The organism is Corynebacterium sp. TAE3-ERU12 (assembly GCF_019209905.1).
Lineage (GTDB): Bacteria > Actinomycetota > Actinomycetes > Mycobacteriales > Mycobacteriaceae > Corynebacterium.
In genome coordinates, this window is the sequence record NZ_JAHUTM010000002.1 from 44,842 (window position 1) to 68,050 (window position 23,209).

The following is a 23,209-nucleotide window of genomic DNA, read 5'->3' on the forward strand; positions in this document are numbered from 1 at the left end:
GGTGTCGGGCGCGCCGCTATGCTGGTCGCCATGCGTGCACCCCTGGATGCTGCCGCCATCCACGCCGGTCTCCCCGGGCGGGATGTGCAGGTACTCGATCACACCCAATCCACCAATGCCGACGCCATGCGGATCGCCGCCACCGCCGCCGACCGCACCGTGGTGGTCACCTCGGATCAGCGCGCTGGCCGCGGCCGCCTCAACCGCAGCTGGGTCGCCCCACCGCACGCCACCGTCGCCATGAGCATCATCATCCGCCCCCACAACACCGACTTCGGGCTGCTGCCCCTGGTGGCCGGGATGGCGGTGCGCGATACGCTCGCCGGCCTCGGCGTCCAGGCGCAGCTGAAATGGCCCAATGATGTGCTCGTCGACGGCAAGAAGATCTGCGGCATCCTTGTCGAAGCAGCCACCCTCACCCCGCCGGTACTGGTGATCGGCATCGGCATCAATACCGATATGACCGCCGCGGAGCTGCCTGTTGCGCACGCGACCTCACTGCGCCTGCTGGGCCACCCCAGCAGCGGCGAAGACGTGGTCATTGGTGTCTGCAATGCCTTTGACCACCGCCTCGAGCAGTGGCAGTACGACCGCGGGAATTTCCTCGACGCCTTCCGCGCCCACTGCGCCACCATCGGCCAGGAGGTACGCGCGGACCTGCCCGGCGATCGCGCCATTGTCGGCACTGCCACCGACGTCCAGCACACCGGCGAACTTGTGCTTACCGACGATTCGGGCCGCACCCACATCGTCAGCGCCGGTGATGTCACCCACCTGCGGCCGGTGCAGTAATGGCTTTCCCCGACGACGAACTTTTCCCCGGCGAATACGTACGCATCGACGTCAACCCCACCTTTGGGCGGCTGGTGTTGCCGCTGCTGGAGCTGATCCTCGCCACCGGTGTGGCCTGGATACTGATCGGGGTTCTCGACGGTTCGCTGTTCAATGGCAGCGAATTAGCCTGGCTGCGCAGCGCGCTGGTGCTGGGTTGGCTCGCCGTGGTGGGTTGGCGCACTGTGCTGCCCGGGCTGCGCTGGCTGGGGGAGCGGTTTGTACTCACCAACCAGCGCGTCATCCTGCGCCGCGGTGTGCTGCGCCGGGCCGTGGTCACTGTCCACCTCACCGAGATCGCCGGCGCCACCCGGGCCGGCAATACCCTGCTGTTGCACGTCGATGCTTATCACCCGCCGATGGCTATCCGGGATGTGCCGAAAATCCGCACCATCTTGCGGATGATGACGGGCTAGCGCTTCCGGTATAGCGAACGCACCTGGTATTCCGGCTCGGAGGTCACCAGAATGCCCAGGTTGCGGAAGATTCCCTCATCGACGCTGCCCAGGATTGTTGTTGTGTGCACGTCACGCCCGCGTAGTTCCGCGATCTTGCTCAGTGCGCGCCGGGCGTTATCGTCAGTATCCGCCGAGGTCGACAGGGCAATAAGGACCTCGTCAGTGTGCAGCCTGGGGTTTTGTGAGCCCAGGTGTTCCACTTTGAGTCGCTGAATCGGCTCAATGGCCCCGGGGGCGAGTAGCTTCACCGACGGGTCGATCCCGGCTAGGTGTTTCAGCGCGTTGAGCAGCATTGCCGCCGAGCAGCCGAGCAGGGCAGAGGTCTTGCCGGTGATGATCGTGCCGTCGGCAAGCTCAATCGCCGAGGCTGGGGCGTTGGTCTGCTGAGCCAGCTGCACCGCCGGGTCCACCACCGGGCGCATTCCGCGGCTGAGCCCCATCTTGCCCATGGTGATCGCAATCCGGTCCGAGACCACTGAGTCGGCCTCCGCGCGGCGTTCATCAACGAGGGCCTTATAGAACCGGCGGATGACTTCCTGTTCTGCTGCTGAGCGGCAGGCCCCGTCATCGCAGATCGCGAAACCGGCCATATTGACGCCCATATCGGTGGGTGACTCGTAGGGCGAGGCGCCCGAAATACGCTCCAGCAAGTGCTTGAGCAGCGGGAATACCTCCACGTCGCGGTTGTAGTTCACCGCCAGGGTGCCGTGCGCGGATAGGTGGAAGGGGTCGATCATATTCACATCGTCCAGGTCCGCGGTGGCGGCTTCGTAGGCCATATTCACCGGGTGGTCGATGGGGAGGTTCCAGATCGGGAAGGTTTCAAATTTGGCGTAGCCGGCTTCCTGCCCGCGGGTGTACTCGTGGTAAATCTGCGACAGGCAGGTGGCGAGTTTGCCGGAACCGGGCCCCGGTGCGGTGACCACCACAACATCGCGGGTGGTTTCGGCGAAATCATTGCGCCCGAACCCTTCGTCGCTGACGATACGGTCCGCGTCGGCGGGGTAGCCGGGGATGATGCGGTGCAGGGACACTGTCAGCCCAAGGCGTTCCAGGCGGTCCCGGAAGGCCACGGCGGCGTGATTATCTTCCTCGAAATGGGTCAGTACTACGTGCTGGGCGAGGAATCCGCGGTCCCGGAAGGCGTCGACGATGCGCAGTAGGTCTTCTTCATAGGGGATGCCGAGGTCTGCGCGGACTTTTTTGCGGCGCAGGTCCTGGGCGTTGATGCACACCAGGATTTCCATCTCGTCCTGGATTTGCTCCAGCATGGCGATTTTGGTGTCCGGTTCGAAGCCGGGCAGCACCCGGGAGGCGTGGAAATCGTCGAAGAGTTTCCCGCCCATCTCCAGGTATAACTTGCCGCCGATGGCTTCTCGGCGGCGGCGGATGTGCTCCGATTGCAGAGCAATGTATTTATCGCGGTCGAATCCTGCTGCGAAGGCTGGCATGGCCCCGAATTCTACCGGCCTTATGATGAGTGCTGTGAGCACCCACAATCCTTCGCCCATTGCAGTTATCGGGGACGGCCAGTTAGCCCGCATGATGCAGACCGCCGCTGTTGAGCTCGGTCAGCCTTTGCGCCTCCTGGCTGGCAGTCCCGACTCCTCGGCCGCCCAGGTCATCGCCGATATCACCCAAGGTGATTACACGAATCTCGATGATCTGCGCCGCGTGTGCGCCGGTTCGCGTGCGGTCACTTTCGACCATGAGCATGTGCCGACTGAGCATTTGCAGGCGTTGCTTGCCGACGGTCATAGCGTCCAACCCGGCCCGGCTGCTTTGCAGCATGCCCAGGACAAGTTGGTGATGCGTAAGCGGCTGCGCGAGATCGGCGCCCCGGTGCCGATTTTCTTGCCTATCGAGTCCGTCGACGATGCCCGTGGTTTCGCTGAGGCCGTCGGTGGCGCGGTGTGCTTGAAGGCCCGCCGTGGTGGTTATGACGGCAAGGGCGTGTGGTTCCCGACCCCGGAGGAGCTGCCCGACTTGGTCGAGCGGTTGCTTGCCGACGGCGTTCCCTTGATGGCGGAGAAGAAAGTAGACCTCGTGCGTGAGCTTTCCGCCATGTGTGCGCGCACCCCATCCGGTGAGGTTGTGGCCTGGCCGGTTATTGAGTCAGTGCAGCGTGATGGCATCTGTGTCGCCGCTATTGCCCCGGCCCCGGATTTGCCTGCCGACGTCGCCGCCCGCGCCCAGGAACTGGCCACTCGTATTGCCACCGAGTTGGATGTCACTGGTGTGTTGGCCGTGGAGCTTTTTGAGACCCGCGACGGTGCTGGCCAGCCGGAGATTTCGGTCAATGAGCTGGCGATGCGCCCGCATAATACTGGCCACTGGACTCAGGATGGCTGCACTACCAGCCAGTTTGAGCAGCACTTACGTGCAGTTGCCGATATGCCCTTGGGCAGTATTGAACCGACTGCGCCGTTTACCGCCATGGCAAATACTCTTGGCGCTGATGAAGACCCCGAGATGTCGCTGTCGGATCGGTGTGCTGAGGTGTGGCGGCGCTTCCCGACGGCGAAGTTCCACTGGTACGGCAAGGGCCACCGGCCGGGTCGTAAGCTCGGTCATGTCAACATCACCGGCACTGATGCCGCCGCCACCCGGCGTGCTGCGGAACTAGCCGCTGGTTTTATTGTCTCGGCCGTGTGGGCCGATGGATACCCGAAGGACTGAAACGATGAACCCTGTTGTTGGCCTGATTATGGGCAGTGATTCTGACTGGCCCACCATGAAACCCGCCGCTGAAGCTCTGGCCGAGTTCGGTGTGCCCTTCGAGGTCGGTGTGGTCAGCGCCCACCGCACCCCGGAACGCATGCTGGATTACGCCAAGAATGCCGCTGACCGTGGCCTCAAGGTGATTATCGCCGGTGCCGGCGGTGCTGCTCATTTGCCCGGCATGGTCGCTGCAGCCACCCCGTTGCCCGTCATCGGTGTGCCCCGCCCGTTGGACAACCTCGAGGGCGTGGACTCCTTGCTGTCTATCGTGCAGATGCCCGGCGGTGTGCCGGTGGCAACGGTCGGTGTCGGCCAGTCGAAGAACGCCGGCCTGTTGGCGGTGCGCATTCTCGGCGCCACTGACGCTGACCTGCGCGAGAAGATGGCCACCTACCAGGACGATATGCGTGATGCGGTGCTGGAAAAGGACCGCGCCCTGCGTGAGAAACTGCTGGGTTAACTGCAGCCCTGGCTGGACAACCAGGCGTCCATATCGCCACCGTCGGGACGAAGTGGTTCGTCCAGGTAGATCTGACCAGTGCGGTCCTTATCCCCAGCAATGGTGAGGATGAGGAGAGCGCCGTCGGGCAACTCGATTGTCATATTCGCCGACGGGTAGCCTGCGGTCGGTGTACCGAAGCTACGCGAGTAGTCCAGGCCGCGGAAGGCCAACATCACGGCCTCGGCCGAACTTGCGGTATCCCCATCGACGAGCACCGCTACTGGCAGGTCTATCTTGCCGACGGCGGTTGCCTCAGTCGGAGTACCGCCGCCGGTCACCGAGTTACCGTCGAGACGCACGGGCGAATCTCCATCCCGATGGCTGAATGACATGACCGTGCCGTCCGGCAGCAGCGGGGATAATCCCGCGATCATCGGACCCATATCGCCGCCGCGATTGCCACGCAGATCCACCACTGCACCGCAGGCCCCGGCCTTAGCTTCGCGCGCGATGCCCTCAGCAATCCGGTTGGCGTACTGCTCTGGGGTCAGTGTGCCGCCAGCCATATAGGCCGGCACTGTGATCTCCATCCTCGTGCCGCCTCGGACCTCCGGTTCCACATTGGAATTCTGGGTTTCTTTCACTTCATCCGGCGGTACCAGATTGGAATGCTGACTCCCGGCGACCTTGACGGCCTTGGCTAATACCGGCCACAGTGCCTCAGTGGATTCGGCGTGCTCGGCTGTGGCCAGCGCTTCTTTTTTGGCCTCAGCGTATTCGGGGGAGTAGCCGTAGAGCGCATTGAGCTCCGCATAATCCAGAACGAATTGTGCGTACCGTTGCGGCGACGGCGGCATGAGAAAGAACGGCTTTCCCCGCAGAGCAGTGCCCACCATCGGGCCGAAGTGCCACACGACCATCAGGGCGCTGATAACGATGGCGGCGAACGCAGCCCCGAACCATTTCTTCACTGGGTCACTTTTTCTCGCTCAGCAATCTCAGCACAGCGGGCGTCATCTCCGCCGCGTACCGCAACTACTGAACCATCTGCCGCCCAGGGCGCCAGTAACGCAGCCACGTCGAGGCGCTCGCCGCTGAAAAGTACTCGGGCACCATGCGGCATATCGACGCCATTGATGATCTCGTCGAGAGTCTGGCCTTCGCATACTGGTTGGTCGGGGCCTGCGCCGGCGCCGAGGTAATCATCGGCGTACATGCGGACCTCGGGGCCAAAATCGATCACGCCCGGCGGGATTTCCCCACCGCATTCGACGACGCCGCGGCCGAAAGCGTCGTCAGTGACTGCGCAGAGCACTGCGTCGGGGCAGCGGTTTTCCCATTCCGCAAGGTTGGCGACGGTGGTGAACACCGCCATCGGCTCTGCAGCACTCAGCTCCACCCCGGCACGTAGCGCCCCGGCGATAATGCAGCCGGCCGGCCAGATCAGTGGCAGGTCAATCCAGATGGTGTCGCCAGCTTCGAGGTCGAGTTCCTCGTGCAGGAAATTGGCGGTCTTCGACGCCCAGTTATCCAGTGTTGCTGAGCTTAAGTCGGTCCGCCCCCCGGTCACCTCGTCATAACAGGTGAGTCGGGGAGCCCCGGGATTGGTCTGAAACATTGTGCGCACAATATCCACGCGGCCCATGCTAACCGCCTAACAGCACCACGATCAGTAGCACTACCGGCGTGACCAGGGCGGAGGTCAGCAGCCCACAGTCGCGGGCCTGCACTGTGGCAACCGCCGTGTGCTCCCGGTATTTCGTGGAGTAGGTGAATACGTTCTGCGCGGTCGGCAGGGCGGCAACAATCACCGCGGCCATGAGCGCCTGCCCGGACATGCCAATAGCGGTACCAATTGCCCAGGCTGCGAAGGGGTGCACGGTGAGTTTCAGCGTTGATGCCACCGCCACTGCCCGACGTGGTGAAATGCCGCGCCGCAGTACCGGTTGGCCGTGCATCGAAATACCAAAAGCGAGAAGCGCCATCGGGACCGCTGCGTCGGCAAGCATGCCGACGGGCTGGGCTACCAACGTCGGCAAGCTCCACGGCACCTGCGATAACACCAGGCCGACCACAGCGGCGATGGTCATTGGGTTCTGGAATGGGGTGCGCAGAATGCGGGCGAGATTAATGCCGCGCCGTGAGGTCATCAGGTCCAGCGTGGTCAGCGACAGGGGAGCGTAGAGCGCAATTTGAAATAGCAGGGCTGGCACGACGACGGCCGGGTTGCCGATAGTGGCCGCGATGATGGGGATACCTAGGTTCGCGACGTTGTTATAGCTCGCCGACATAGCGCCGACGATGCGCTCCGCGCCTTTTTGGCCGAGGAAGCCGGTGGCAATCACAGCGTAGAGCGCCGCGGTGACCGCTGCGGAACCAGCGGCGACGATGAAGGCCTGGCCGAGGACGTGGGACATATCCCGCTCGGCGAGGGTGTGGATGAGCAGGCATGGCATGGCGACCCAGAACACCACCATGGTCACCGCGGTGCCGCCGGATTTGCCGAGCACCCCGGAGCGGCCGACGAGCCACCCGGCGAGAACCAGGATGGCCACGGAGCCGAACCCGGTGAGGATATCGAGCACCTGTGCCTCCTACACAGAAAAAGCGGACCCACCACGTCCGAAGACGTGGCGGGCCCGCCGACGCTGTTGTTCGCACACTCGCTGTGCGAGCGGGAAAAACTAGCGGCTAGAGAACGGCAGCAGGGCCATCTCTCGAGCGTTCTTCACAGCAGTGGCAACCTGACGCTGCTGCTGCGGGGTCAGGCCAGTCACGCGACGGGAGCGGATCTTGCCCCGGTCGGAGATGAACTGGCGAAGCAGGTTGATGTCCTTGTAGTCGACGGTCTCGATGCCGGCGGCCTTCAAGGGGTTCTTCTTCGGGCGGCGGGACTGCTCCATCCGCGCCTTCTTCGAGCTATTAGTGCGCTTCATTGAGGTTCTCCCTTACCAGCTGGACTTGCGGACGCCGGGCAGCTCACCGCGGTGCGCCATTTCACGGACGCGGACGCGGGAGAGACCGAACTTACGGAGGTAGCCACGGGGACGGCCGTCGGCGTTGTCGCGGTTGCGGACACGCACCGGGGAGGCGTCACGGGGCTGGCGGTTGAGCTCGTACTGAGCTTCCATCCGCTGCTCGTCAGTGGACTCGGGGCTCTTGATGATGCGCTTGAGCTCTGCGCGACGCTCGGCGTAGCGGGCGACGATTTCCTTGCGCTGCTCGTTCTTCGCGATCTTGGACTTCTTAGCCATGAATTATCGCTCCTCGCGGAAATCGACGTGCTTACGGGCAATCGGGTCGAACTTCTTCAGCGTGATCCGATCGGGATTATTCCGCTTGTTCTTGCGCGTGACGTAGGTGTAGCCCGTGCCAGCGGTCGACTTCAGCTTGATGATCGGCCGGATGTCATTACGTGCCATCTAGATCTTCTCCCCACGCGCGCGGATACGAGCCACAACGGCCTCGATACCGAGCTTGTCGATGGTCTTGATTCCCTTGGGCGACACGTTCAACGTAACGGTGCGGCCCTCAGATGCGAGGTAGTACTTCTTCTTCTGGATGTTCGGGTTCCACCGACGCGAAGTGCGGCGGTGCGAGTGGGACACGGACTTGCCGAAGCTCGGCTTCCGGCCCGTGACCTGGCAATATGCCGACATAGGTCTTCCTTTGCTCTTTTGTACGCCTGCACCGGGTGAAGCGGCGCCGCACCACAAGGCAATAGCCGTGGGGCGCCAGCGTGCACGGCACGAGGCGTTCAACGAATGTTCAGACAACAGCGAATGAGAATCATACAGGTATCTGCCCACAAGGCCTAATCGCTGTTCTGTGGGGTGCGATTTCGCTGGCGGGCCAAGAAACGGTAGGGTGTCCCGTTTGTAAGCACGCGAACCCAACTCAGGCACGACCCGGGCGCCTACGACCCGGGACCGACCTGTAGTTCAACCCTGAGGGATTAACGCATGAAGAAGGATATCCATCCCGACTACCACCCGGTGGTCTTCCAGGATGCGGGCACCGGAACCAAGTTCCTGACCCGCTCCACCGCCACCTCCCAGCGCACCGTTGAGTGGGAAGACGGCAATGAGTACCCGCTCATCGTCGTTGACGTCACCAGCGAATCGCACCCGTTCTGGACTGGCGCTCAGCGCGTCATGGACACCGCGGGCCGCGTCGAGAAGTTCCAGCGTCGGTACGGCAACCGCATCCGTCGTTCCAAGAAGTCCTAAAGATCGGGAAGGAGAAAAACCATGGCAGTTCCCAAGCGCCGCATGTCGCGGGCTAATACCCGCACCCGCCGCTCGCAGTGGAAGGCGAATAACGTCGCCCTGCAGCCCGTCAATATCGACGGCCAGGAGTACAAGATCCCCCGCCGTCTGACCAAGGCCGCCCAGCTCGGTCTCGTCGACGTCGACAAGCTCTAAACATCTAGTCATACAATGAGGCCATGAAAATCCTCGTTGTGGACGACGACCAGGCTGTCCGCGATTCGCTACGGCGGTCGCTGACCTTCAACGGTTATTCCGTTGAGATGGCCACCGACGGTGAAGAAGCGCTCGCCAAGATCGCTGCTGACCGCCCGGACCTGGCCATCCTGGACGTCATGATGCCCAAAATGGACGGGCTGGACGTCTGCCGCGCTCTGCGGAGCGAAGGCGACGACCTGCCCGTCCTTATGCTTACTGCCCGAAATTCGGTCTCTGAGCGTGTCTTCGGCCTCGATGCCGGAGCGGATGATTACCTGCCGAAGCCGTTCGCACTCGAAGAGCTGCTCGCCCGAGTGCGGTCGTTGCTTCGCCGCGCAGCCCTTGAGCCCGCCACGGCCGAGGACTCCGCCACCCTCACTTTCGAAGATTTAAGCCTCGACCCGGATACCCGCGAGGTCTTTCGTGGGCAGCGCCCGATTTCCCTCACCCGCACTGAGTTTGCGCTGATGGAACTTCTGATGAATAACCCCCGCCGAGTGCTTACCCGCACCGCCATCCTGGAAGACGTGTGGGGTTATGACTTCCCGACCTCCGGCAACGCCCTCGAGGTCTATATCGGCTACCTGCGCCGCAAGACTGAATCGGAGGGCGAGCCGCGTCTTATCCACACCGTGCGTGGTGTGGGCTATGTGCTGCGCGAGGCCGCCCCGTGACCGAACGGTCCGGAATGTCGCTGCGGTGGCGGCTGACGCTATTCACCGCAGGCATCGTCGCCGCTGCTATGGCGCTGATGACCGGTACCGCCTACCTCACTGTGCAGGCCACCCTGTACCGGGAGGTGGACGAGAACCTGAAATCCCAAGCCCAGCAGCTGCTGAATTCGCCATATGGTTCTGAGTTCGCCATTGAACCGGCTGTGACCGCCGACGCCCTCAAGATCCTCAACCCGGACCTTGACGCGATGTTTTTCGCCCCGGGCCGGGTCACCGGTCGTGGTGGTGTGATTACTCTCGGCGGCCCGGAGTTGGCCGTGATCCGCGGCAATCGGGCGAATTCATTGCGCACTGATGATTCCACCAATCAGCGCATTTACGCCTTGCATGATGATTCTGGTGGCGCTCTCATCCTCGCCCAGGACATGGATTCGACTGATTCGGTGCTTCGCGCGCTGGGTTCTGTGCTTTTCGGCATTGCGCTGTTGGGGATTATTTTCGCCCTCGGTGCGGGCATGACTGTTGCCACCGCCGGTTTGCGCCCAGTGTCCAGGCTGCGTCGCGCGGCCGAGCGGGTCACGGTCACTGATGAGCTGCGGCCCATCCCGGTGCATGGCGATGATGAGCTGGCCCGCCTGACCACGAGTTTCAATGACATGCTGCGCGCGCTGGAGGCCTCCCGCCAGCGGCAGGCTGAGCTTGTTGCCGATGCCGGCCATGAGTTGAAGACCCCGTTGACCTCGTTGCGCACCAATGTTGAGTTGTTAATGATGGCGTCTCGGCCCGGTGCGGAGGCCCGCATTCCGCAGGAGGATCGCGACGCCCTTGAGGCCGATGTGCTCGCCCAGATTGAGGAATTGTCCACGTTGGTTGGTGACCTGGTGGATCTGGCCCGTGAGGACGGCCCCCAGCAGGTCACGGAGCCGGTGGACTTTGGGGAAGTGCTGGATAATGCGCTTACTCGGGCTACCCGGCGGCGTTCCGACGTCACCTTCGACGTCCAATCCTGTGACTGGTACCTCAATGGTGATCCCGCTGCGCTGGGGCGGGCCACGCTGAACCTGCTGGATAATGCGGCTAAGTGGTCGCCGACTGGGGGAGAGGTCACGGTCCGGCTGCGTGAGCTTTCCGACGGCGTGGCCGAATTGACGGTCGCTGATTCTGGTCCGGGAATTCCTGAGGAAGATCGGCAGAAAGTCTTTGAGCGTTTTTACCGTAGTGTGCAGTCCCGTTCGATGCCCGGATCTGGCCTTGGCCTGGCAATTGTGCAGCAGGTGATCCAACGCCACGGCGGCGATATTGTCGCTGAGGAAAGCCCGAGCGGCGGCGCATTAATGCGCGCCCACATACCGGGGTCCCCAGAATTAACAGGATTACCCACTGTTTCATCGTGAACACTTAGCCGTTTGCCAGCTGAGTACGGCAGGCTACGGCCATGACAAACTCCCATGTTCATGCTCGTGGCTTGAGTAGCGCAGCCGTTGCTGGCCTCGTGCTTGTCGCTGGCACTATCGGTGGTGTTACCGGTGGCGTCGTTGTCGACAACATTTCTGATGACCAAGCGGTCACTGCTCCAGCCACGACTTCCAGCCCCATCCCCGAAGCCCCGAAGGGCAATATTGAGAGTATTGCCGAGAAGGTGCTGCCCAGTGTGGTGTCCATTAATGTGCGCACCCCCAACGGCGGCGATACCGGTTCTGGTTCCATCCTGTCTTCCGACGGCCTGGTGCTGACTAACCACCACGTCGTCGCTAAGGCCCGCGAACCCCAAGCAACCATGGAAGTGGTGCTTAACGACGGGAAGAGCTACCCGGCGCGCCTGGTCGCCTCGCACCCGCAGAGCGATATTGCTGTGATCAAGATCGATAATGCCCAGGACTTACGCCCGATTGAGCTGGGTGATTCCGATGCTGTGCGGGTGGGCCAGGAGGTCGTTGCCGTCGGCTCGCCGCTGGGCCTGACCGCCACGGTGACCTCCGGTATCGTCTCGGCCTTGGATCGCCCGGTGAGTGCCTCCGGGCCCGGTGGTGAGTCGTCTGTGATTGATGCCATCCAGACTGATGCCCCGATTAACCCAGGTAATTCCGGTGGCGCCTTGGTTGATGCCAATGGTCGCCTGATTGGCGTGCCGTCGGTGATCGCGTCGACCTCGCAGCAGGGGGCCGGCAGTATTGGCTTAGGTTTCGCCATCCCGGTTAACCAGGCCCGCCAGATCGCTTCTCAGCTCATTGATCAGGGTTCGGTGGAGATGCCGGTGATTAATGCCCTGATTGATGTGCGGTCCTCCGGTGGCGCCGAGATTGCTGAGGTCACTCCTGGTGGTCCTGCAGACCGGGCGGGCCTGCGGCCAGGCGATATTATTGTTGGGTTCGAGGATCGACGTGTCGATTCGGGGGTAGGCCTCATCGCCGCAATCCGCTCCCGCAAGGTCGGTGATACCGTCACCCTCAAGGTGCAGGAAGGCACCGGCGAAACCCGGGACGTCCGGGTGACGCTTGAAGCGGCTCCGGAGTAAGGAAAGACATGACTTCCACTGACGCTGATGTGGAACCCGACGCCGGCACCCTCGCCGAGGTTGAGCAACTATTGCAGTCCGACGACACCCGTCGGCGTGCCCTCGTTGTTCTTGTTGGGGACCACCTTCGCGATGATGACCGCACCGGTTCACTCGTTGCTGAACTGCTTGACGAGGATCATTTCCACGTCGACGCTGTCATCACCGCCCCCTCGGAGAAAAGCCGAGTCCGCCAGGCCCTGGAAACAGCTGTGGTCGGCGGCGCGGATCTTGTAGTCACGATCGGCGGTGTCGGGGTCGGCCCGCGCGACCGCGTGCCCGAGGCCACCCGTAAGGTCCTCGACCGCCGCCTGGTGGGTATTGAGGAGGCCGTGCGGTCCTCTGGTCTGGCGGTGGGCGCATTTGACGCTGGGCTTTCCCGCGGCCTGGCTGGGGTCTCCGGCTCGACGGTGATCGTGAACCTGGGTGATTCCCGCGCGGCCATCCGCGACGGTATGGCCACGGTGCTGCCCATGGTGCACCACGTCATCATGGATCTTGGTCGTTGGCGCGTTCAGTAAATCGACGCCGCCGCGTGCTGCGCACCGGCCCGCCACCGAAACGGCGCCCCCGGCGCACTCCGACGGTGAACCCCGTCCCGGAAACCCCAGCCGAGCGCGCCGAACTCGACGACACTTTCTGGCAGGAGCAGCGCCCACCACATTGGGGCTAGCTCGATAGCACCAGGGTGACCGTCGGGCTGCTGGCCACCCGTGCCGCATCCTCCGGCGGCAAGGCCAGCAGCACCGCGGCTTCGTCGTGGACTAACACCACCTGCGCCCCGCGGGTGATCGGCTCGGGGCCTTCACCGAGTACCGTCACCACATCGCCGGTGCGCAATAACGGCACCAGGCCCAGATCTCGTGGTGCCACAGCAACAACATCGGCACCGCGCACCCCGGTCATCGCTTCAGCCAGCGGCCCGCCAGCAAAACGCATCTCGGTGAGGATTTCCCCGCTGCCAATGGGCCCTGCCGAGGTGCGCGCTACGGCGCTAGCAGCGTCGGAAAGCGCGGCCGCGGGCACTTGCTCGGCCGGTATTTCCCGGTGCGTGATATCACCGTCGGCAAGCCGCTGACCTGAATCAATATCCCGCGCTGCGACTAGCACTGTCGCCATTGGTTCGGCCGGGCGCAGCAGATCCACTACCGCTATTGCTGCCGCAGCCACCACCAGGGCCGCGGCAATGACCCGCCGCCGGGTGAGGCGGGCACGCGCACTTCTCATCGGCGCCTCCTTTGCTCACCCCTTAGACGCCACGAGTAGCCGTATCGGTTCCCACAATTTCTGTTGCGCTAATCACGGTGTGCACCGGCTGGTCATGCTCATCGTGGGGCACCTCGTCGACCAACTCATGCGGGAAAACCAGCGCCGCCCGGTGTGCGGTGGTGTGCTCCACGCTGCGGTCGTAATAGCCAGCACCCCGGCCCAGGCGGAACCCACGCCGGTCCGCCGCCACCGCCGGCAGCAGCGCAATATCGGCATGGCAGAAACCCGTCGGCCCCAGCGAATTCGGCGGCTCCAGCAGCCCATACCGACCCGGACGCAATACTCCCTGGTAGTAGCCCCAGTGCAGTGCGGTTGGCGGCCCGGGCGGGCAAATCGGCAGCAGAATCTGGCCCACTGTCGGCATGGCCAAGAGCGTGTCCACGAAGTCCAGGGCGCCGCCGGGCTCCTCGGCGGCGGGCACGTAGGCGGCCACCGTACTGCCGGTGGGGAAGCCGTCCAGCCACTGCCGCAGCTGCTCCATCAGCCTGCGGTCGGTGCGCTCATGGTCGGCTGCGGACTGTTCCGCGCGGGCGTGTAGCAGCTGCCGCCGCAGGTGATTTTTCTCATCTGTCACGGGCGAACTGTGACACGGGGGCGTCCGTAGCGCAATCTCTGCCGTCACCGCAGTAAGGTCGAACTCATGGCTTCCCGTAATCAGGACCGAGACCTACGCACTGTTGTTGTGCCTGCAGCCGGTATGGGTACCCGTTTCCTTCCAGCCACTAAAACAGTTCCGAAGGAGCTGCTGCCGGTGGTGGATACTCCGGGTATCGAGATCATCGCTGAGGAGGCTGCCGCGGCGGGCGCTAGGCGCCTGGCTGTGGTGACTGCCCCGTCAAAGGATGGGGTCTTGGCCCATTTCGATGCTCGCCCGGACCTGGAATCGATCCTGCGGGAGCGCGGTAAGGACGCCATCGCGGATAAGGTCAACCGCGCCACTGAGGTCATTGATTTAACCGCCACGGTGCAGGAGCGGCCGCTTGGCCTGGGCCATGCGGTGCTGTGCGCCGAGGGGCAGCTCGACGATGATGAAGATGCTTTCGCCGTGATGCTTCCCGACGACCTGGTCTTGCCGGTCGGTGTGATGGACCGCATGGTGGAGGTGCGTAAAAAGTTCGGGGGTTCGGTGTTGTGTGCCCTGGAGACCCCGCGGGAAGAAATCCATAATTACGGCGTTTTCGATATCGCTGATCACGCCGCTGAAGGTTTTGATGATGTGCGCGCGGTGCGCGGCATGGTGGAGAAGCCCGATGCCGAAGACGCGCCTTCGAATTTCGCTGCGGTGGGGCGCTACCTGCTGGACCGGAAGATTTTCGACGCGCTGCGTGAGATTCCGCGCGGTAAGGGCGGCGAATTCCAGCTGACTGATGCCATTGAAGCCCTCATTGAGCAGGGTGAACCGGTGCATATCGTGGTCCATAATGGGTTCCGCCATGATCTTGGTAACCCCGGTGGCTATATTCGCGCCTGTGTTGATTTCGCACTGCGCAGTGAGCAGTACGGCAGTGGTTTACGTAAATATCTCGAGCAGCGTCTGGCTGACGAGGATTAAGGGGGCCCAGTGCGCTCAGTAGAAGAACAGCTCGCCGGCATTACCGCCCATGCGGCTATGCCCGAGCCGGTCCGGGTGGCTATTTCGGAAGCCCTCGGCCTGCTGTGCGCGGAAGAGGTTGTTGCCGAAAAGCCGTTGCCTGGTTTCGTGCAGGCAGCCATTGATGGTTATGCCGTGCGCGCGGTGGATATTAATGCCGGCAATACCGAGCCGGGCCCGGATTTCACTGAGGTGGAGTTGCCCGTTGTGGGTGAGGTGCCCGCCGGCTCGCACCATCCGCTGCGGTTGCAGCCGCGGCAGGCAGTCCGGGTGCACACCAGTGCCCCGTTGCCGACGCTTGCCGACGCTGTACTCCCCTTGGACTGGACGGATCGTGGTCAGCGCCGGGTGACTGCGCTGCGCCCGGTGTCGTCGGGGGATTTCGTGCGCCGCGTGGGTGACGATATTCAGCCTTCCGACGTTGCTGTTTCCATGGGCTCGGTGATTTCCCCGGCCCAGGTGGGGTTGCTTGCTGCTGTGGGCCGGTCGAAGGTGCTGGTGCATCCTCGGCCGCGGATGGCTGTGCTCAGCATTGGCCCGGAGCTGGTCGATATTGGGCGCACCCCTGGTTTGGGCCAGGTATTTGATGTGAATTCCTACGCGCTGGCTGCAGCTGGCCGTGATGCGGGTGCCGACGTGCACCGCGTCGGTATTGCTGCCGGTGAGCCCCGCCGAATCCGGGAGATCATCGAGGGCCAGCTGATTAAGTCCGAAATCGTCGTCATTACCGGCGCGGTGGGTGGTTCTGCTGGTGCCGAGGTGCGCCAGGTGCTCGCCGATATGGGGGAGTTGGATGTCACCCGCGTGGCTATGCACCCCGGTTCGGTACAGGGCTTCGGCCTGCTTGGTGATGATCGCGTGCCGACGTTTTTGCTGCCGTCGAATTCGCTGGCGGCTTTGGTGGTTTTTGAGGTGATGGTGCGCCCGCTGGTGCGTATCACCTTAGGCAAGAGCAATCCGCGCCGCCGCCAGGTCAGTGCGCGGTGTATCGCCCCGGTGGAGTCCATCGTCGGCAGACGCGGTTATGTGCGTGGCCAGTTGATGCGGGACCGGGAGACCGGCGAGTACCTGGTGCAGCCCTTAGGTGGGGCGTCCGGGCAGCAGGCGCACCTGTTGGCGGGCTTATCGGAGGCGAATTGCCTCATTGTGGTGCCGGATTCGGTGTCTGCGGTGCGCACGGGTGATGTTGTCGATGTGCTGTTCCTCTCTCGCCAGGCTTAGGCCCGGCGTGGCGTAGCCGCCAAGGTGACTTGCGCGTTTAGGCTTGACATTCACGTCAGGTCGGGGAAGGGCCTGCTGAAGCACATCAACAGGAGGGACCGGCATGTCCAGCTCACTTCTCCTTGTGCTCATTGTCGTGGTGTGGGTCTTTGTGCTTGCACCGTTGATGATGCGCGGCAGGGAACCCATTCGCCGTACCTCGGAGGGCCTCGGCAAAACCCGGCTGCTGCACACAGGTGGCGAGCCGATTGCTGCCCGACGGCGCCCGAAGTTCACCGAGGACGATGTTCTGCGCACCGTCGATGATGAGGATGTCGAGACCGTCGACGCCGAAGTCAACGATGATGAGCCCGTCCTTGTCGATGATGTCGACGAGATTGTCGATGGCGAACTGGTCGAAGAGCTCCCCGCAGCCGACATTGAGGACGAAGAGCCCGAAGCCAGCATTTTGGCTGATGAGGCGATTGCCGACGAGTCCATGGATGTGGAGCTTGTCGACGATGACCCCGTCATTGCTGCCGGCTACGCCGAGGATGAGCCCGAAGTCGAGCCCGTCTACGAGGACATCGACGATGAGCTGACCGAGGAAGATCTCGCCTGGGCTGAGGCTCGTCGCGGCCGTGGTGGTTTCGACCCGGAGCGCGATGCCCGCTACGCCCGGACTCGTCACCTGCGCCGCCAGCGTTCCGTGCTGGGCCTGGCCGCCACACTGCTGGTGACCGTGGGCCTGGCCCTGTGGCTCGGCGGTGGCTGGTGGACGCTGCCCGTTATCGTCACCGCGGTGCTTGTCGCCTACCTGGTGACCTTGCGCCGCACTGTCGTTGTCGAGCAGGAACTGCGTACCCGCCGCATCCGCCAGATGAAGCGTCGTCGCATGGGTGTGCGCAGCACCGACGATGATGACCTCGGTATTCCCAAGCGCCTGCGCCGCCCGGGCGCCATCGTCGTGGAGCTCGATGACGATGACCCTGAGTTCGCTGACCTTCCCTACGCAGACGTCGATGACTTCCACGGAGACGACACGCAACGCGTCGCCGGCTAGGAGTTTTGGTGCCTGACCGGGGCGTTGCTACAATCTCCTTCGCTAGGGGCTATAGCGCAGTTGGTAGCGCGTCTCGTTCGCATCGAGAAGGTCAGGGGTTCGATTCCCCTTAGCTCCACATTCACCCCGCTCTTCACGGAGCGGGGTTTTTGTATGACACAGTAACCAGCATGTGGACTCCCAATACTGACTCGTTAATGCACATCCTGGTCGTCGGCGCGCTGGCGTATATCTCCCTACTGGTGATTCTGCGTCTGTTTGGCGCCCGCTCGCTGGCGAAATTCAATGCCTTCGACTTCGCCGTCACCGTGGCTATTGGCTCTATCTTGGCCACCTCTGTTGTGTCGAAGGACCTCACCTGGGTTGGTGCGGTGCTGGCCATGGGCATGTTGCTGTTGCTGCAGTTCTTGATGGCTATTGCGATCCGTGTTTCTCCGCGGTTCCGCAAGCTGGTCACCGCTGACCCGATTCTTATTGTCCGCCGTGGCGAGATGTTGTCGGATGCGATGAAGTCCGCCCGGGTGGGGGAGTTCGATGTGCTTCAGGCTGCTCGTGCCGGCGGTCACGGCGACCTCTCTGAGATCGGCGCTATGGTGCTCGAAACTGACGGCACTATCTCCATCGTCGACGCCGGCAAGCTCGGTTCGGAACAAACCCTGAAGGTCCTGCCCGCCTGGAAGTAGGGGGCGCGCTACCATAACCGGCATGGACCGTCCCGCCGTACGTGATGGAGCGCTGCTGATTCTCCGTCTCATCCTTGGTGTCATTTATGTGGCGCATGGGTGGGACAAAGTGATGATCACCGGCATTGACGCGACCGCGGGCCAATTTGTGCTCAATTCCATTCCGCAGGCGCACTTGGCGGTGTGGATTGTCGCCATTGTGGAGATGATTGGCGGCGCCTTGTTGATTCTCGGCTTGCTCGCGCCTGCGGTTGCGGGTGTGCTGATTGTTGAGATGCTGGGCGCATTGTGGTTTGTGCACATGTCCGATGGCATTTTCGGCGCTGAGCTGGTCCTTAGCCTGATCGGCGGTCTCGTCGTTGTGGTGGCTTTTGGTGCCGGCCGCGCCAGCCTCGATCACATGCTGACTCGCTGATGGAGTGCGAGGAGATCCAGGCCGCGTTGTCGGCCCGGTTGGATGGGGAGCAGGCTCGGCTTGCCGACGATGTCGTCGACGCTCATCTCGATGCGTGCGCTGATTGCCAGGCGTGGTTTGACCAGGCGGTCAGCCTCAACCGCAGTCTGCTGATTGCCCCGGCTGCCCCACGGGAGGAGCCCACGGATCTGGCTGAGCGGATTCTCGATACCGTTGAGCCGCAGCGGCGTCGTTGGGAGCGTCGGCGTCGGATAGCTGGTGCCACTGCCCGGGCGTTGTTGGTGGTGTTGTCCCTGGGGTATGTGGCGTGGGGGATCGCTGATCTGCAGGGGGTGGCCGGCGATGCCGCAGCGGCGCATTTGGCTTTTGCGGTGGGTCTTTTGTGGGCTGCTTGGCGCCCGCAGGTGGCTATTAGTATCGCCCCTATTTATGGGGCGGTGGCGATGTTCTCCGCCGGTTTCGCTACTCGTGAGTTGGTGGTGGGCTCGTTTACTGGTGGGGATGTGGCCCGGTTGGTGTTGATGTTTGCTGCGGCTGCGGCCTTGGCTGTGGTGGGTTTTACCCGTGATGGCATTGTGCAGGCGTGGCGGGCGTTGGCGGGCAAGCCGGTGTCGCAGTTACCGCCACTTCGGTAGCCACATGCGCAGGTTGATGCTGTCCGACGGGATCATCGCCCCGGTCATGATGGGCAGCCAGAACACGAAGGCCACTGCAACGAGCGCCAGGTAGCCGCTGATTACCAGTAGGCCCCAGCGCCACCGGATGAGGTCTGCGGCGATGATCGCCAGCGCCAGGATCACAAATGGGATGATCGCTGTGGCGTAGAAGAAGTACATTTGCCGGTCGTAGCCGATGGCCCAGGGCACCCACCCGGCGATGAATCCGACGACGGGCAGCACGAAACGGCCGTCGGCACGCACGAGGCGCCATACTGCCCACAGCATCACTGGCACTAGGACCCACCAGATCGGTGGGGTGCCGAACAGCATTTGGTAGGCCTTATGGTCCCCGGATTCGGCGGAGTAGTACATCATGGGCCGCCCGGCCCACAGCCAGTCCCACGGTTTCGATTCCCAGGGGTGTTCATGCCCACCTGAGGTGGTCAGCGAGGTATGGAACTCCAGTACGCCTTTTTGGTAGTACAGGAAGTTCGCCAGCGCCCCGTCGCCATTGCGGTGCCGGTACACCGATGTTTCTTCCGCGAACCAGGACCGGAAGGACAGCAGGTACATTGCCAGCGGCACCACCACGATGTGCACCAGCGCGCCCGGAATATCGACGAGCGCGACTTTGCGTAGCCCACGTTTGCGTGACCACAGGTCCAGGCCCACGGTGAGCAGCCCGAAGGCGGCCATATAGTACAGTCCGGACCATTTCACGCATAGTGCGAGGCCCAGCATCACTCCGGCGGTAAACCGCCACCAGCGCCAGCCTGAGGGGCGTTCTTGGTCGATCAGCAGTGCCCATGCGGCGGCGACGATGAATAGTGTCTGGAAGATGTCGAGCATCCCCACCCGGGAGCCCAGGAATAGGACCCCATCACAGACGCTGAGCAGCCCGGCGGTGATGACCGCGATTGGCTCGGCGGTGAGCCTCCGGGTGAGGTCCATGATGAGCAGTACGACGATGGTGCCGCAGATGGCGGACATGAAGCGCCAGCCCAGTGGGCCGTAGCCGAATAGCCATTCGCCGATGGCGATGATTCGTTTCGCCGTTGGTGGGTGGACGACCAGACCGAAGCCGGGGTTGTCTTCGATTCCGCCGGAGATAACGGACCGCGTTGATTGCAGCATTTGCCATGCCTGCGGTACGTAGTGTTTTTCGTCGAAGACGGGGGAGCCGTGGTCGTCGGGATGCGTGATCCACGCAAACCGTGTGAGCAGCGCACATACCCCGAAAATGGAGAAGACCCAGGTGTCGAATCGGGTCCAGGGCACCCGCGATCGTGACGGGCTGCGGTGCCGTCCGGTGGCGGTTGCTGAGTTCACGCGGGTTATTTTAGGGCCGCCGCTAGGGTGGAGTCATGTCCGACTACCGCTTATCGCCGGGAATCACCTTGGCCGCGACTCCATTAGGCAATATTGGTGATGCTTCCGACCGTCTCCGCGCCGCGCTTGCCGACGCTGATGTCATCGCCGCCGAAGATACCCGACGTGCCCGCGCGCTTGCTGCTGCCCTTGAGGTGTCGGTGCGGGCGAAGGTCGTGTCGAATTTTGACCATAATGAGGATGGCCGCGCCGCGGAGCTTATCGACGCTGCCCGCGCCGGGCAGAAGGTGCTGGTGGTCACTGATGCGGGCATGCCGGTGGTCAGTGATCCTGGTTTGGGGGTTATCGCCGCGGCTCATGATGCGGGTGTGCCGGTGTCGTGTATTCCGGGTGCGTCGGCGGTGACGACGGCCTTGGCTTTGTCGGGTTTGTCGGTGGGGCGTTTTGCTTTTGATGGTTTTGCCCCGCGGAAGTCGGGGGCGCGCCGGTCGTGGTTGGAGTCGATAAAGACGGAGCGGCGGGCGGTGGTGTTTTTTGAGTCCCCGCACCGGATTGCGGCCACGCTTGCCGACGCTGCCGACGTGTTGGGTGGTGATCGTCGGGCGGCGGTGGCGCGTGAGTTGACCAAGACGTATGAGGAGATTCGGCGCGGCGATTTGGCCGAGTTGGCGCAGTGGGCGCAGGAGGGGCTGCGTGGTGAGATCACTGTTGTGCTGGACGCTGCTCCTGCCCGCACCTCGGACCCGGCTGAGCTTGTTGATGAGGTTGAGGCGTTAGTTGCTGAGGGGACGCGGTTGAAGGATGCGTGTCGCGATATTGCTGCCGCGCATGGTTCTACGAAGCACCGGGAGCTGTATCAAGCCGTGTTGGCTGCTCGGCAGAATGCCTAATAGTTCACCACACCACACAATCTTTACTGAATTGTGACCTTGGGGTATCGGTGGCCATGGTGAACTGGGTGAACAGAGTTCCTTCGCTGCTGATTTTGGGTGCGTATGAGGGTTTTTGGCCTCAGTGGAGTTGAGTTGAGTACCTCAGCACCGCACTCTGAACTATATGCAGGAAAACTCTGAGGATACCCAGAACCGTGTTGATGACGCGGCAATGGAGCAAATAACTCCCACACCGCTCAAAGAAATGCCAACCGCCCCATCGGAGGCGGATGACGCACCCGTCGATATGCGCGTCTCGATCCCGGCTGGCCTGATTGTGCTGGCCGTGATCATTTGGGGGCTAGTCAGCCCCGCCAACTTCGCGAGTGTCGCCTCCGGTGCGCTCACGGCAGTCGTCGAGGACTTCGGTTGGTTGTTCATCATTGCCAGCACCATTTTCGTGGTGTTCATCTTGGCTATCGCAACGTCCCGGTTCGGTTCGATCCGCCTTGGCCAGGACCATGAGAAGCCCGAGTTTTCCACCCCGTCGTGGATTGCCATGATGTTCGCCGCCGGTATGGGCATCGGCCTGATGTTCTACGGTGTCGCTGAGCCGCTGACGCACTACCTCGACGGTGTGCCCGGCCACGAGGAAAAAGAGGTCGGCACTGCGATGGCGACCACGATGTTCCACTGGACGCTGCACCCGTGGTCCGTTTACGCCATTGTTGGCCTGAGCATCGCCTACGGCACGTTCCGTCTGGGACGTAAGCAGCTGCTGTCCGCCGCGTTCATTCCGCTTATCGGTGCCCGCGCCGTTGAGGGCTGGCCCGGCCGCATTATTGATATCGCCGCCATTGTGGCCACTGTTTTCGGTACCGCCGCTTCCCTGGGTATCGGTGTGCTGCAGATTTCCGCTGGCCTGGACAACACTGGCCTGATGAAGAACCCGGGCACCTGGGTGCTCGTCGGCATCATCGTTGTGCTCGGTCTTGCCTTCCTGGTCTCTGCGCTTTCCGGCGTGAGCAAGGGCATCCAGTACATCTCGAACTTCAATATGGTCGCCGCCCTCGTGTTGGCTCTTTTCGTCCTGGTCATGGGCCCGACCGTGGTCGCCCTGAACGCTATCCCGACCGCCGCCGGTTCTTACCTGGACCAGTTCTTCGAGATGGCCGCCCGTACCGCTTCCTCGAACGACGGCCAGGCCGGCGGGTGGCTGTCCGGTTGGACCGTCTTCTACTGGGCCTGGTGGGTTTCCTGGTCCCCCTTCGTCGGCATGTTCATTGCTCGCATTTCCCGTGGCCGCACCATCCGTGAGTTTGTCTTCACCGTGGTTCTGGTGCCGTCGGTGGTGTCCCTGGTGTGGTTCGCGATCTTCGGTGGTTCCGCTATCCACCTGGAGCAGATTGGTGAGTCCGTCTACGGTGATGGCACCGCCGAGTCCCAGCTGTTCACTCTGCTGGACACCCTGCCTGGTGGCGCTATCCCGTCGTTTATCGCCATGATTTTGCTGTCCACCTTCTTCATCACCTCGGCGGACTCCGCGTCCACCGTGATGGGTTCGATGAGCCAGTCCGGTCGACTCAACGCCTCTAACGGCATTGTCGCCTTCTGGGGTATCGCCACCGCGATGATCGCTACCGTGCTGCTCGTTGCTGGTGGTGAGGATGCGTTGTCGAACCTGCAGTCGGTGACCATCATCGCGGCCAGCCCCTTCCTGCTGGTGATTATCGCGCTGATGTTCTCCCTGGTGAAGGGCCTTAATCAGGACCCGATGTACCTGGATGACCGGGAACAGCGTCGTTTCGCGCTGCGCCTGGCACGTGAGCGTCGGATGGCTCAGGCAGAACGCTAGTAGCTGAACTACCTGAGAAGCCCCCGCAGTCCCGAGCTGCGGGGGTTTTCCTATGTCACATATCGATCGTAACCGAATTGTGATTTTTGGCCGCTGATATCCATGGTGAACTGCGTGAACAGAGCGC

The 23,209-nt window shown here is 62.7% G+C and carries 30 protein-coding genes and 1 tRNA gene; 20 read left to right on the forward strand and 11 right to left on the reverse strand.

Annotated features, from left to right (window positions below; all coding sequences use genetic code 11):
- The first annotated feature begins 30 nt into the window (after window positions 1-30).
- Complete coding sequence (locus KRX51_RS06565; protein WP_255549526.1) at window positions 31-792, forward strand: biotin--[acetyl-CoA-carboxylase] ligase; 762 nt, start codon at window positions 31-33, stop codon at window positions 790-792.
- Complete coding sequence (locus tag KRX51_RS06570; RefSeq protein WP_218362352.1) at window positions 792-1,247, forward strand: PH domain-containing protein; 456 nt, start codon at window positions 792-794, stop codon at window positions 1,245-1,247. Before KRX51_RS06565 ends, KRX51_RS06570 begins: the two co-directional genes overlap by 1 nt.
- Here KRX51_RS06570 and KRX51_RS06575 read toward each other — a convergent pair.
- A complete protein-coding gene (locus tag KRX51_RS06575; protein WP_218362353.1) occupies window positions 1,244-2,740 on the reverse strand; it encodes a DUF1846 domain-containing protein in 1,497 nt (498 codons plus the stop codon). The genes KRX51_RS06570 and KRX51_RS06575 overlap by 4 nt on opposite strands.
- Before the next feature lie 25 nt (window positions 2,741-2,765).
- On the opposite strand from KRX51_RS06575, the gene KRX51_RS06580 reads away from it, so the two are divergent.
- Together KRX51_RS06580 and purE are read left to right on the forward strand one after the other, a co-directional pair.
- Complete coding sequence (locus KRX51_RS06580; protein WP_370625072.1) at window positions 2,766-3,968, forward strand: 5-(carboxyamino)imidazole ribonucleotide synthase; 1,203 nt, start codon at window positions 2,766-2,768, stop codon at window positions 3,966-3,968.
- Window positions 3,969-3,972: 4 nt separating this feature from the next.
- The gene (purE, locus tag KRX51_RS06585; protein ID WP_218362355.1) at window positions 3,973-4,470 is read left to right on the forward strand and encodes a 5-(carboxyamino)imidazole ribonucleotide mutase; all 498 of its coding nucleotides are present in this window, start codon (window positions 3,973-3,975) and stop codon (window positions 4,468-4,470) included.
- Here purE and KRX51_RS10340 read toward each other — a convergent pair.
- The 7 genes from KRX51_RS10340 to rpmB form a co-directional block, all read right to left on the reverse strand.
- Window positions 4,467-5,423: a S41 family peptidase gene (locus tag KRX51_RS10340; RefSeq protein ID WP_370625058.1), complete on the reverse strand. Its 957-nt coding sequence runs from the start codon at window positions 5,421-5,423 to the stop codon at window positions 4,467-4,469. The two genes, purE and KRX51_RS10340, sit on opposite strands and share 4 nt — an antisense overlap.
- Window positions 5,420-6,070 carry a TIGR03089 family protein gene (locus tag KRX51_RS06595; protein ID WP_255549527.1) on the reverse strand — a complete coding sequence of 217 codons (651 nt, stop codon included), beginning with the start codon at window positions 6,068-6,070 and terminating at the stop codon, window positions 5,420-5,422. Before KRX51_RS06595 ends, KRX51_RS10340 begins: the two co-directional genes overlap by 4 nt.
- A gap of 28 nt (window positions 6,071-6,098) precedes the next feature.
- Window positions 6,099-7,037, reverse strand: a complete 939-nt coding sequence (locus KRX51_RS06600) for an AEC family transporter (RefSeq protein ID WP_218362357.1) — start codon at window positions 7,035-7,037, stop codon at window positions 6,099-6,101.
- A 99-nt stretch (window positions 7,038-7,136) separates the two neighbouring features.
- Window positions 7,137-7,388 (reverse strand): 30S ribosomal protein S18, encoded by a 252-nt coding sequence (gene rpsR / locus KRX51_RS06605; protein ID WP_218362358.1) that lies wholly within the window; start codon window positions 7,386-7,388, stop codon window positions 7,137-7,139.
- 12 nt (window positions 7,389-7,400) lie between these two features.
- Window positions 7,401-7,706 carry a 30S ribosomal protein S14 gene (gene rpsN, locus KRX51_RS06610; RefSeq protein ID WP_218362359.1) on the reverse strand — a complete coding sequence of 102 codons (306 nt, stop codon included), beginning with the start codon at window positions 7,704-7,706 and terminating at the stop codon, window positions 7,401-7,403.
- 3 nt (window positions 7,707-7,709) lie between these two features.
- Window positions 7,710-7,874 carry a 50S ribosomal protein L33 gene (rpmG, locus tag KRX51_RS06615; protein ID WP_218362360.1) on the reverse strand — a complete coding sequence of 55 codons (165 nt, stop codon included), beginning with the start codon at window positions 7,872-7,874 and terminating at the stop codon, window positions 7,710-7,712.
- The gene (rpmB, locus tag KRX51_RS06620; protein ID WP_218362361.1) at window positions 7,875-8,111 is read right to left on the reverse strand and encodes a 50S ribosomal protein L28; all 237 of its coding nucleotides are present in this window, start codon (window positions 8,109-8,111) and stop codon (window positions 7,875-7,877) included.
- Window positions 8,112-8,414: 303 nt separating this feature from the next.
- Between rpmB and KRX51_RS06625 the strand changes: the two genes are divergently transcribed.
- From KRX51_RS06625 to KRX51_RS06655, 7 genes are read left to right on the forward strand one after another with little or no spacing between them, the layout of a single operon-like run.
- The gene (locus KRX51_RS06625) at window positions 8,415-8,681 is read left to right on the forward strand and encodes a type B 50S ribosomal protein L31 (RefSeq protein WP_218362362.1); all 267 of its coding nucleotides are present in this window, start codon (window positions 8,415-8,417) and stop codon (window positions 8,679-8,681) included.
- Window positions 8,682-8,702: 21 nt separating this feature from the next.
- Complete coding sequence (gene rpmF, locus KRX51_RS06630) at window positions 8,703-8,876, forward strand: 50S ribosomal protein L32 (protein WP_218362363.1); 174 nt, start codon at window positions 8,703-8,705, stop codon at window positions 8,874-8,876.
- 23 nt (window positions 8,877-8,899) lie between these two features.
- Window positions 8,900-9,592, forward strand: coding sequence for a response regulator transcription factor (locus KRX51_RS06635; protein WP_218362364.1), 693 nt, complete (start codon window positions 8,900-8,902; stop codon window positions 9,590-9,592).
- Window positions 9,589-10,986, forward strand: a complete 1,398-nt coding sequence (locus KRX51_RS06640) for a sensor histidine kinase (protein WP_370625059.1) — start codon at window positions 9,589-9,591, stop codon at window positions 10,984-10,986. Before KRX51_RS06635 ends, KRX51_RS06640 begins: the two co-directional genes overlap by 4 nt.
- Before the next feature lie 41 nt (window positions 10,987-11,027).
- Window positions 11,028-12,107 carry a S1C family serine protease gene (locus KRX51_RS06645; RefSeq protein ID WP_218362365.1) on the forward strand — a complete coding sequence of 360 codons (1,080 nt, stop codon included), beginning with the start codon at window positions 11,028-11,030 and terminating at the stop codon, window positions 12,105-12,107.
- A gap of 8 nt (window positions 12,108-12,115) precedes the next feature.
- Entirely contained in the window at window positions 12,116-12,667 is a 552-nt protein-coding gene (locus KRX51_RS06650; RefSeq protein ID WP_218362366.1) for a molybdenum cofactor biosynthesis protein B, read from the forward strand.
- Window positions 12,652-12,819, forward strand: coding sequence for a hypothetical protein (locus KRX51_RS06655; protein WP_218362367.1), 168 nt, complete (start codon window positions 12,652-12,654; stop codon window positions 12,817-12,819). Before KRX51_RS06650 ends, KRX51_RS06655 begins: the two co-directional genes overlap by 16 nt.
- On the opposite strand, the gene KRX51_RS06660 is transcribed toward KRX51_RS06655, so the two are convergent.
- Together KRX51_RS06660 and KRX51_RS06665 are read right to left on the reverse strand one after the other, a co-directional pair.
- Window positions 12,816-13,373: an SAF domain-containing protein gene (locus KRX51_RS06660; RefSeq protein ID WP_218362368.1), complete on the reverse strand. Its 558-nt coding sequence runs from the start codon at window positions 13,371-13,373 to the stop codon at window positions 12,816-12,818. The genes KRX51_RS06655 and KRX51_RS06660 overlap by 4 nt on opposite strands.
- 22 nt (window positions 13,374-13,395) lie before the next feature.
- Window positions 13,396-13,989 carry a 5-formyltetrahydrofolate cyclo-ligase gene (locus KRX51_RS06665; RefSeq protein WP_218362369.1) on the reverse strand — a complete coding sequence of 198 codons (594 nt, stop codon included), beginning with the start codon at window positions 13,987-13,989 and terminating at the stop codon, window positions 13,396-13,398.
- Between the two features lie 66 nt (window positions 13,990-14,055).
- On the opposite strand from KRX51_RS06665, the gene KRX51_RS06670 reads away from it, so the two are divergent.
- From KRX51_RS06670 to KRX51_RS06700, 7 genes are all read left to right on the forward strand, one after another.
- Window positions 14,056-14,967, forward strand: coding sequence for a UTP--glucose-1-phosphate uridylyltransferase (locus KRX51_RS06670; protein ID WP_218362370.1), 912 nt, complete (start codon window positions 14,056-14,058; stop codon window positions 14,965-14,967).
- A 9-nt stretch (window positions 14,968-14,976) separates the two neighbouring features.
- Entirely contained in the window at window positions 14,977-16,227 is a 1,251-nt protein-coding gene (gene glp, locus KRX51_RS06675) for a gephyrin-like molybdotransferase Glp (RefSeq protein WP_218362371.1), read from the forward strand.
- Window positions 16,228-16,330: 103 nt separating this feature from the next.
- Entirely contained in the window at window positions 16,331-17,269 is a 939-nt protein-coding gene (glpR, locus tag KRX51_RS06680; RefSeq protein ID WP_218362372.1) for a gephyrin-like molybdotransferase receptor GlpR, read from the forward strand.
- Between the two features lie 45 nt (window positions 17,270-17,314).
- A tRNA-Ala gene (locus KRX51_RS06685) sits at window positions 17,315-17,387 on the forward strand.
- A gap of 52 nt (window positions 17,388-17,439) precedes the next feature.
- Window positions 17,440-17,952: a DUF421 domain-containing protein gene (locus KRX51_RS06690; RefSeq protein ID WP_218362373.1), complete on the forward strand. Its 513-nt coding sequence runs from the start codon at window positions 17,440-17,442 to the stop codon at window positions 17,950-17,952.
- 22 nt (window positions 17,953-17,974) lie between these two features.
- The gene (locus KRX51_RS06695) at window positions 17,975-18,367 is read left to right on the forward strand and encodes a DoxX family protein (RefSeq protein WP_218362374.1); all 393 of its coding nucleotides are present in this window, start codon (window positions 17,975-17,977) and stop codon (window positions 18,365-18,367) included.
- Window positions 18,367-19,002 (forward strand): zf-HC2 domain-containing protein, encoded by a 636-nt coding sequence (locus tag KRX51_RS06700; RefSeq protein WP_218362375.1) that lies wholly within the window; start codon window positions 18,367-18,369, stop codon window positions 19,000-19,002. The genes KRX51_RS06695 and KRX51_RS06700 overlap by 1 nt, the downstream gene beginning before the upstream one ends.
- On the opposite strand, the gene KRX51_RS06705 is transcribed toward KRX51_RS06700, so the two are convergent.
- Entirely contained in the window at window positions 18,985-20,355 is a 1,371-nt protein-coding gene (locus tag KRX51_RS06705; RefSeq protein WP_370625060.1) for a dolichyl-phosphate-mannose--protein mannosyltransferase, read from the reverse strand. The genes KRX51_RS06700 and KRX51_RS06705 overlap by 18 nt on opposite strands.
- Window positions 20,356-20,390: 35 nt before the next feature.
- On the opposite strand from KRX51_RS06705, the gene rsmI reads away from it, so the two are divergent.
- A complete protein-coding gene (gene rsmI, locus KRX51_RS06710) occupies window positions 20,391-21,245 on the forward strand; it encodes a 16S rRNA (cytidine(1402)-2'-O)-methyltransferase (protein ID WP_218362376.1) in 855 nt (284 codons plus the stop codon).
- Between the two features lie 166 nt (window positions 21,246-21,411).
- Window positions 21,412-23,082, forward strand: coding sequence for a BCCT family transporter (locus tag KRX51_RS06715; protein WP_218362377.1), 1,671 nt, complete (start codon window positions 21,412-21,414; stop codon window positions 23,080-23,082).
- Window positions 23,083-23,209: the final 127 nt, after the last annotated feature.

Excerpts from the sequence above, each read along its gene's own strand:
- KRX51_RS06565 (WP_255549526.1), top strand. The coding sequence starts at position 31 with ATGCGTGCACCCCTGGATGCTGCCGCCATCCACGCCGGTCTCCCCGGG.
- KRX51_RS06570 (WP_218362352.1), top strand. The coding sequence starts at position 792 with ATGGCTTTCCCCGACGACGAACTTTTCCCCGGCGAATACGTACGCATC.
- KRX51_RS06575 (WP_218362353.1), bottom strand. The coding sequence starts at position 2,740 with ATGCCAGCCTTCGCAGCAGGATTCGACCGCGATAAATACATTGCTCTG.
- KRX51_RS06580 (WP_370625072.1), top strand. The coding sequence starts at position 2,766 with ATGAGTGCTGTGAGCACCCACAATCCTTCGCCCATTGCAGTTATCGGG.
- purE (WP_218362355.1), top strand. The coding sequence starts at position 3,973 with ATGAACCCTGTTGTTGGCCTGATTATGGGCAGTGATTCTGACTGGCCC.
- KRX51_RS06595 (WP_255549527.1), bottom strand. The coding sequence starts at position 6,070 with ATGTTTCAGACCAATCCCGGGGCTCCCCGACTCACCTGTTATGACGAG.
- rpsR (WP_218362358.1), bottom strand. The coding sequence starts at position 7,388 with ATGAAGCGCACTAATAGCTCGAAGAAGGCGCGGATGGAGCAGTCCCGC.
- rpsN (WP_218362359.1), bottom strand. The coding sequence starts at position 7,706 with ATGGCTAAGAAGTCCAAGATCGCGAAGAACGAGCAGCGCAAGGAAATC.
- rpmG (WP_218362360.1), bottom strand. The coding sequence starts at position 7,874 with ATGGCACGTAATGACATCCGGCCGATCATCAAGCTGAAGTCGACCGCT.
- rpmB (WP_218362361.1), bottom strand. The coding sequence starts at position 8,111 with ATGTCGGCATATTGCCAGGTCACGGGCCGGAAGCCGAGCTTCGGCAAG.
- KRX51_RS06625 (WP_218362362.1), top strand. The coding sequence starts at position 8,415 with ATGAAGAAGGATATCCATCCCGACTACCACCCGGTGGTCTTCCAGGAT.
- rpmF (WP_218362363.1), top strand. The coding sequence starts at position 8,703 with ATGGCAGTTCCCAAGCGCCGCATGTCGCGGGCTAATACCCGCACCCGC.
- KRX51_RS06635 (WP_218362364.1), top strand. The coding sequence starts at position 8,900 with ATGAAAATCCTCGTTGTGGACGACGACCAGGCTGTCCGCGATTCGCTA.
- KRX51_RS06645 (WP_218362365.1), top strand. The coding sequence starts at position 11,028 with ATGACAAACTCCCATGTTCATGCTCGTGGCTTGAGTAGCGCAGCCGTT.
- KRX51_RS06650 (WP_218362366.1), top strand. The coding sequence starts at position 12,116 with ATGACTTCCACTGACGCTGATGTGGAACCCGACGCCGGCACCCTCGCC.
- KRX51_RS06660 (WP_218362368.1), bottom strand. The coding sequence starts at position 13,373 with ATGAGAAGTGCGCGTGCCCGCCTCACCCGGCGGCGGGTCATTGCCGCG.
- KRX51_RS06670 (WP_218362370.1), top strand. The coding sequence starts at position 14,056 with ATGGCTTCCCGTAATCAGGACCGAGACCTACGCACTGTTGTTGTGCCT.
- glpR (WP_218362372.1), top strand. The coding sequence starts at position 16,331 with ATGTCCAGCTCACTTCTCCTTGTGCTCATTGTCGTGGTGTGGGTCTTT.
- KRX51_RS06690 (WP_218362373.1), top strand. The coding sequence starts at position 17,440 with ATGTGGACTCCCAATACTGACTCGTTAATGCACATCCTGGTCGTCGGC.
- KRX51_RS06695 (WP_218362374.1), top strand. The coding sequence starts at position 17,975 with ATGGACCGTCCCGCCGTACGTGATGGAGCGCTGCTGATTCTCCGTCTC.
- KRX51_RS06700 (WP_218362375.1), top strand. The coding sequence starts at position 18,367 with ATGGAGTGCGAGGAGATCCAGGCCGCGTTGTCGGCCCGGTTGGATGGG.
- rsmI (WP_218362376.1), top strand. The coding sequence starts at position 20,391 with ATGTCCGACTACCGCTTATCGCCGGGAATCACCTTGGCCGCGACTCCA.
- KRX51_RS06715 (WP_218362377.1), top strand. The coding sequence starts at position 21,412 with ATGCAGGAAAACTCTGAGGATACCCAGAACCGTGTTGATGACGCGGCA.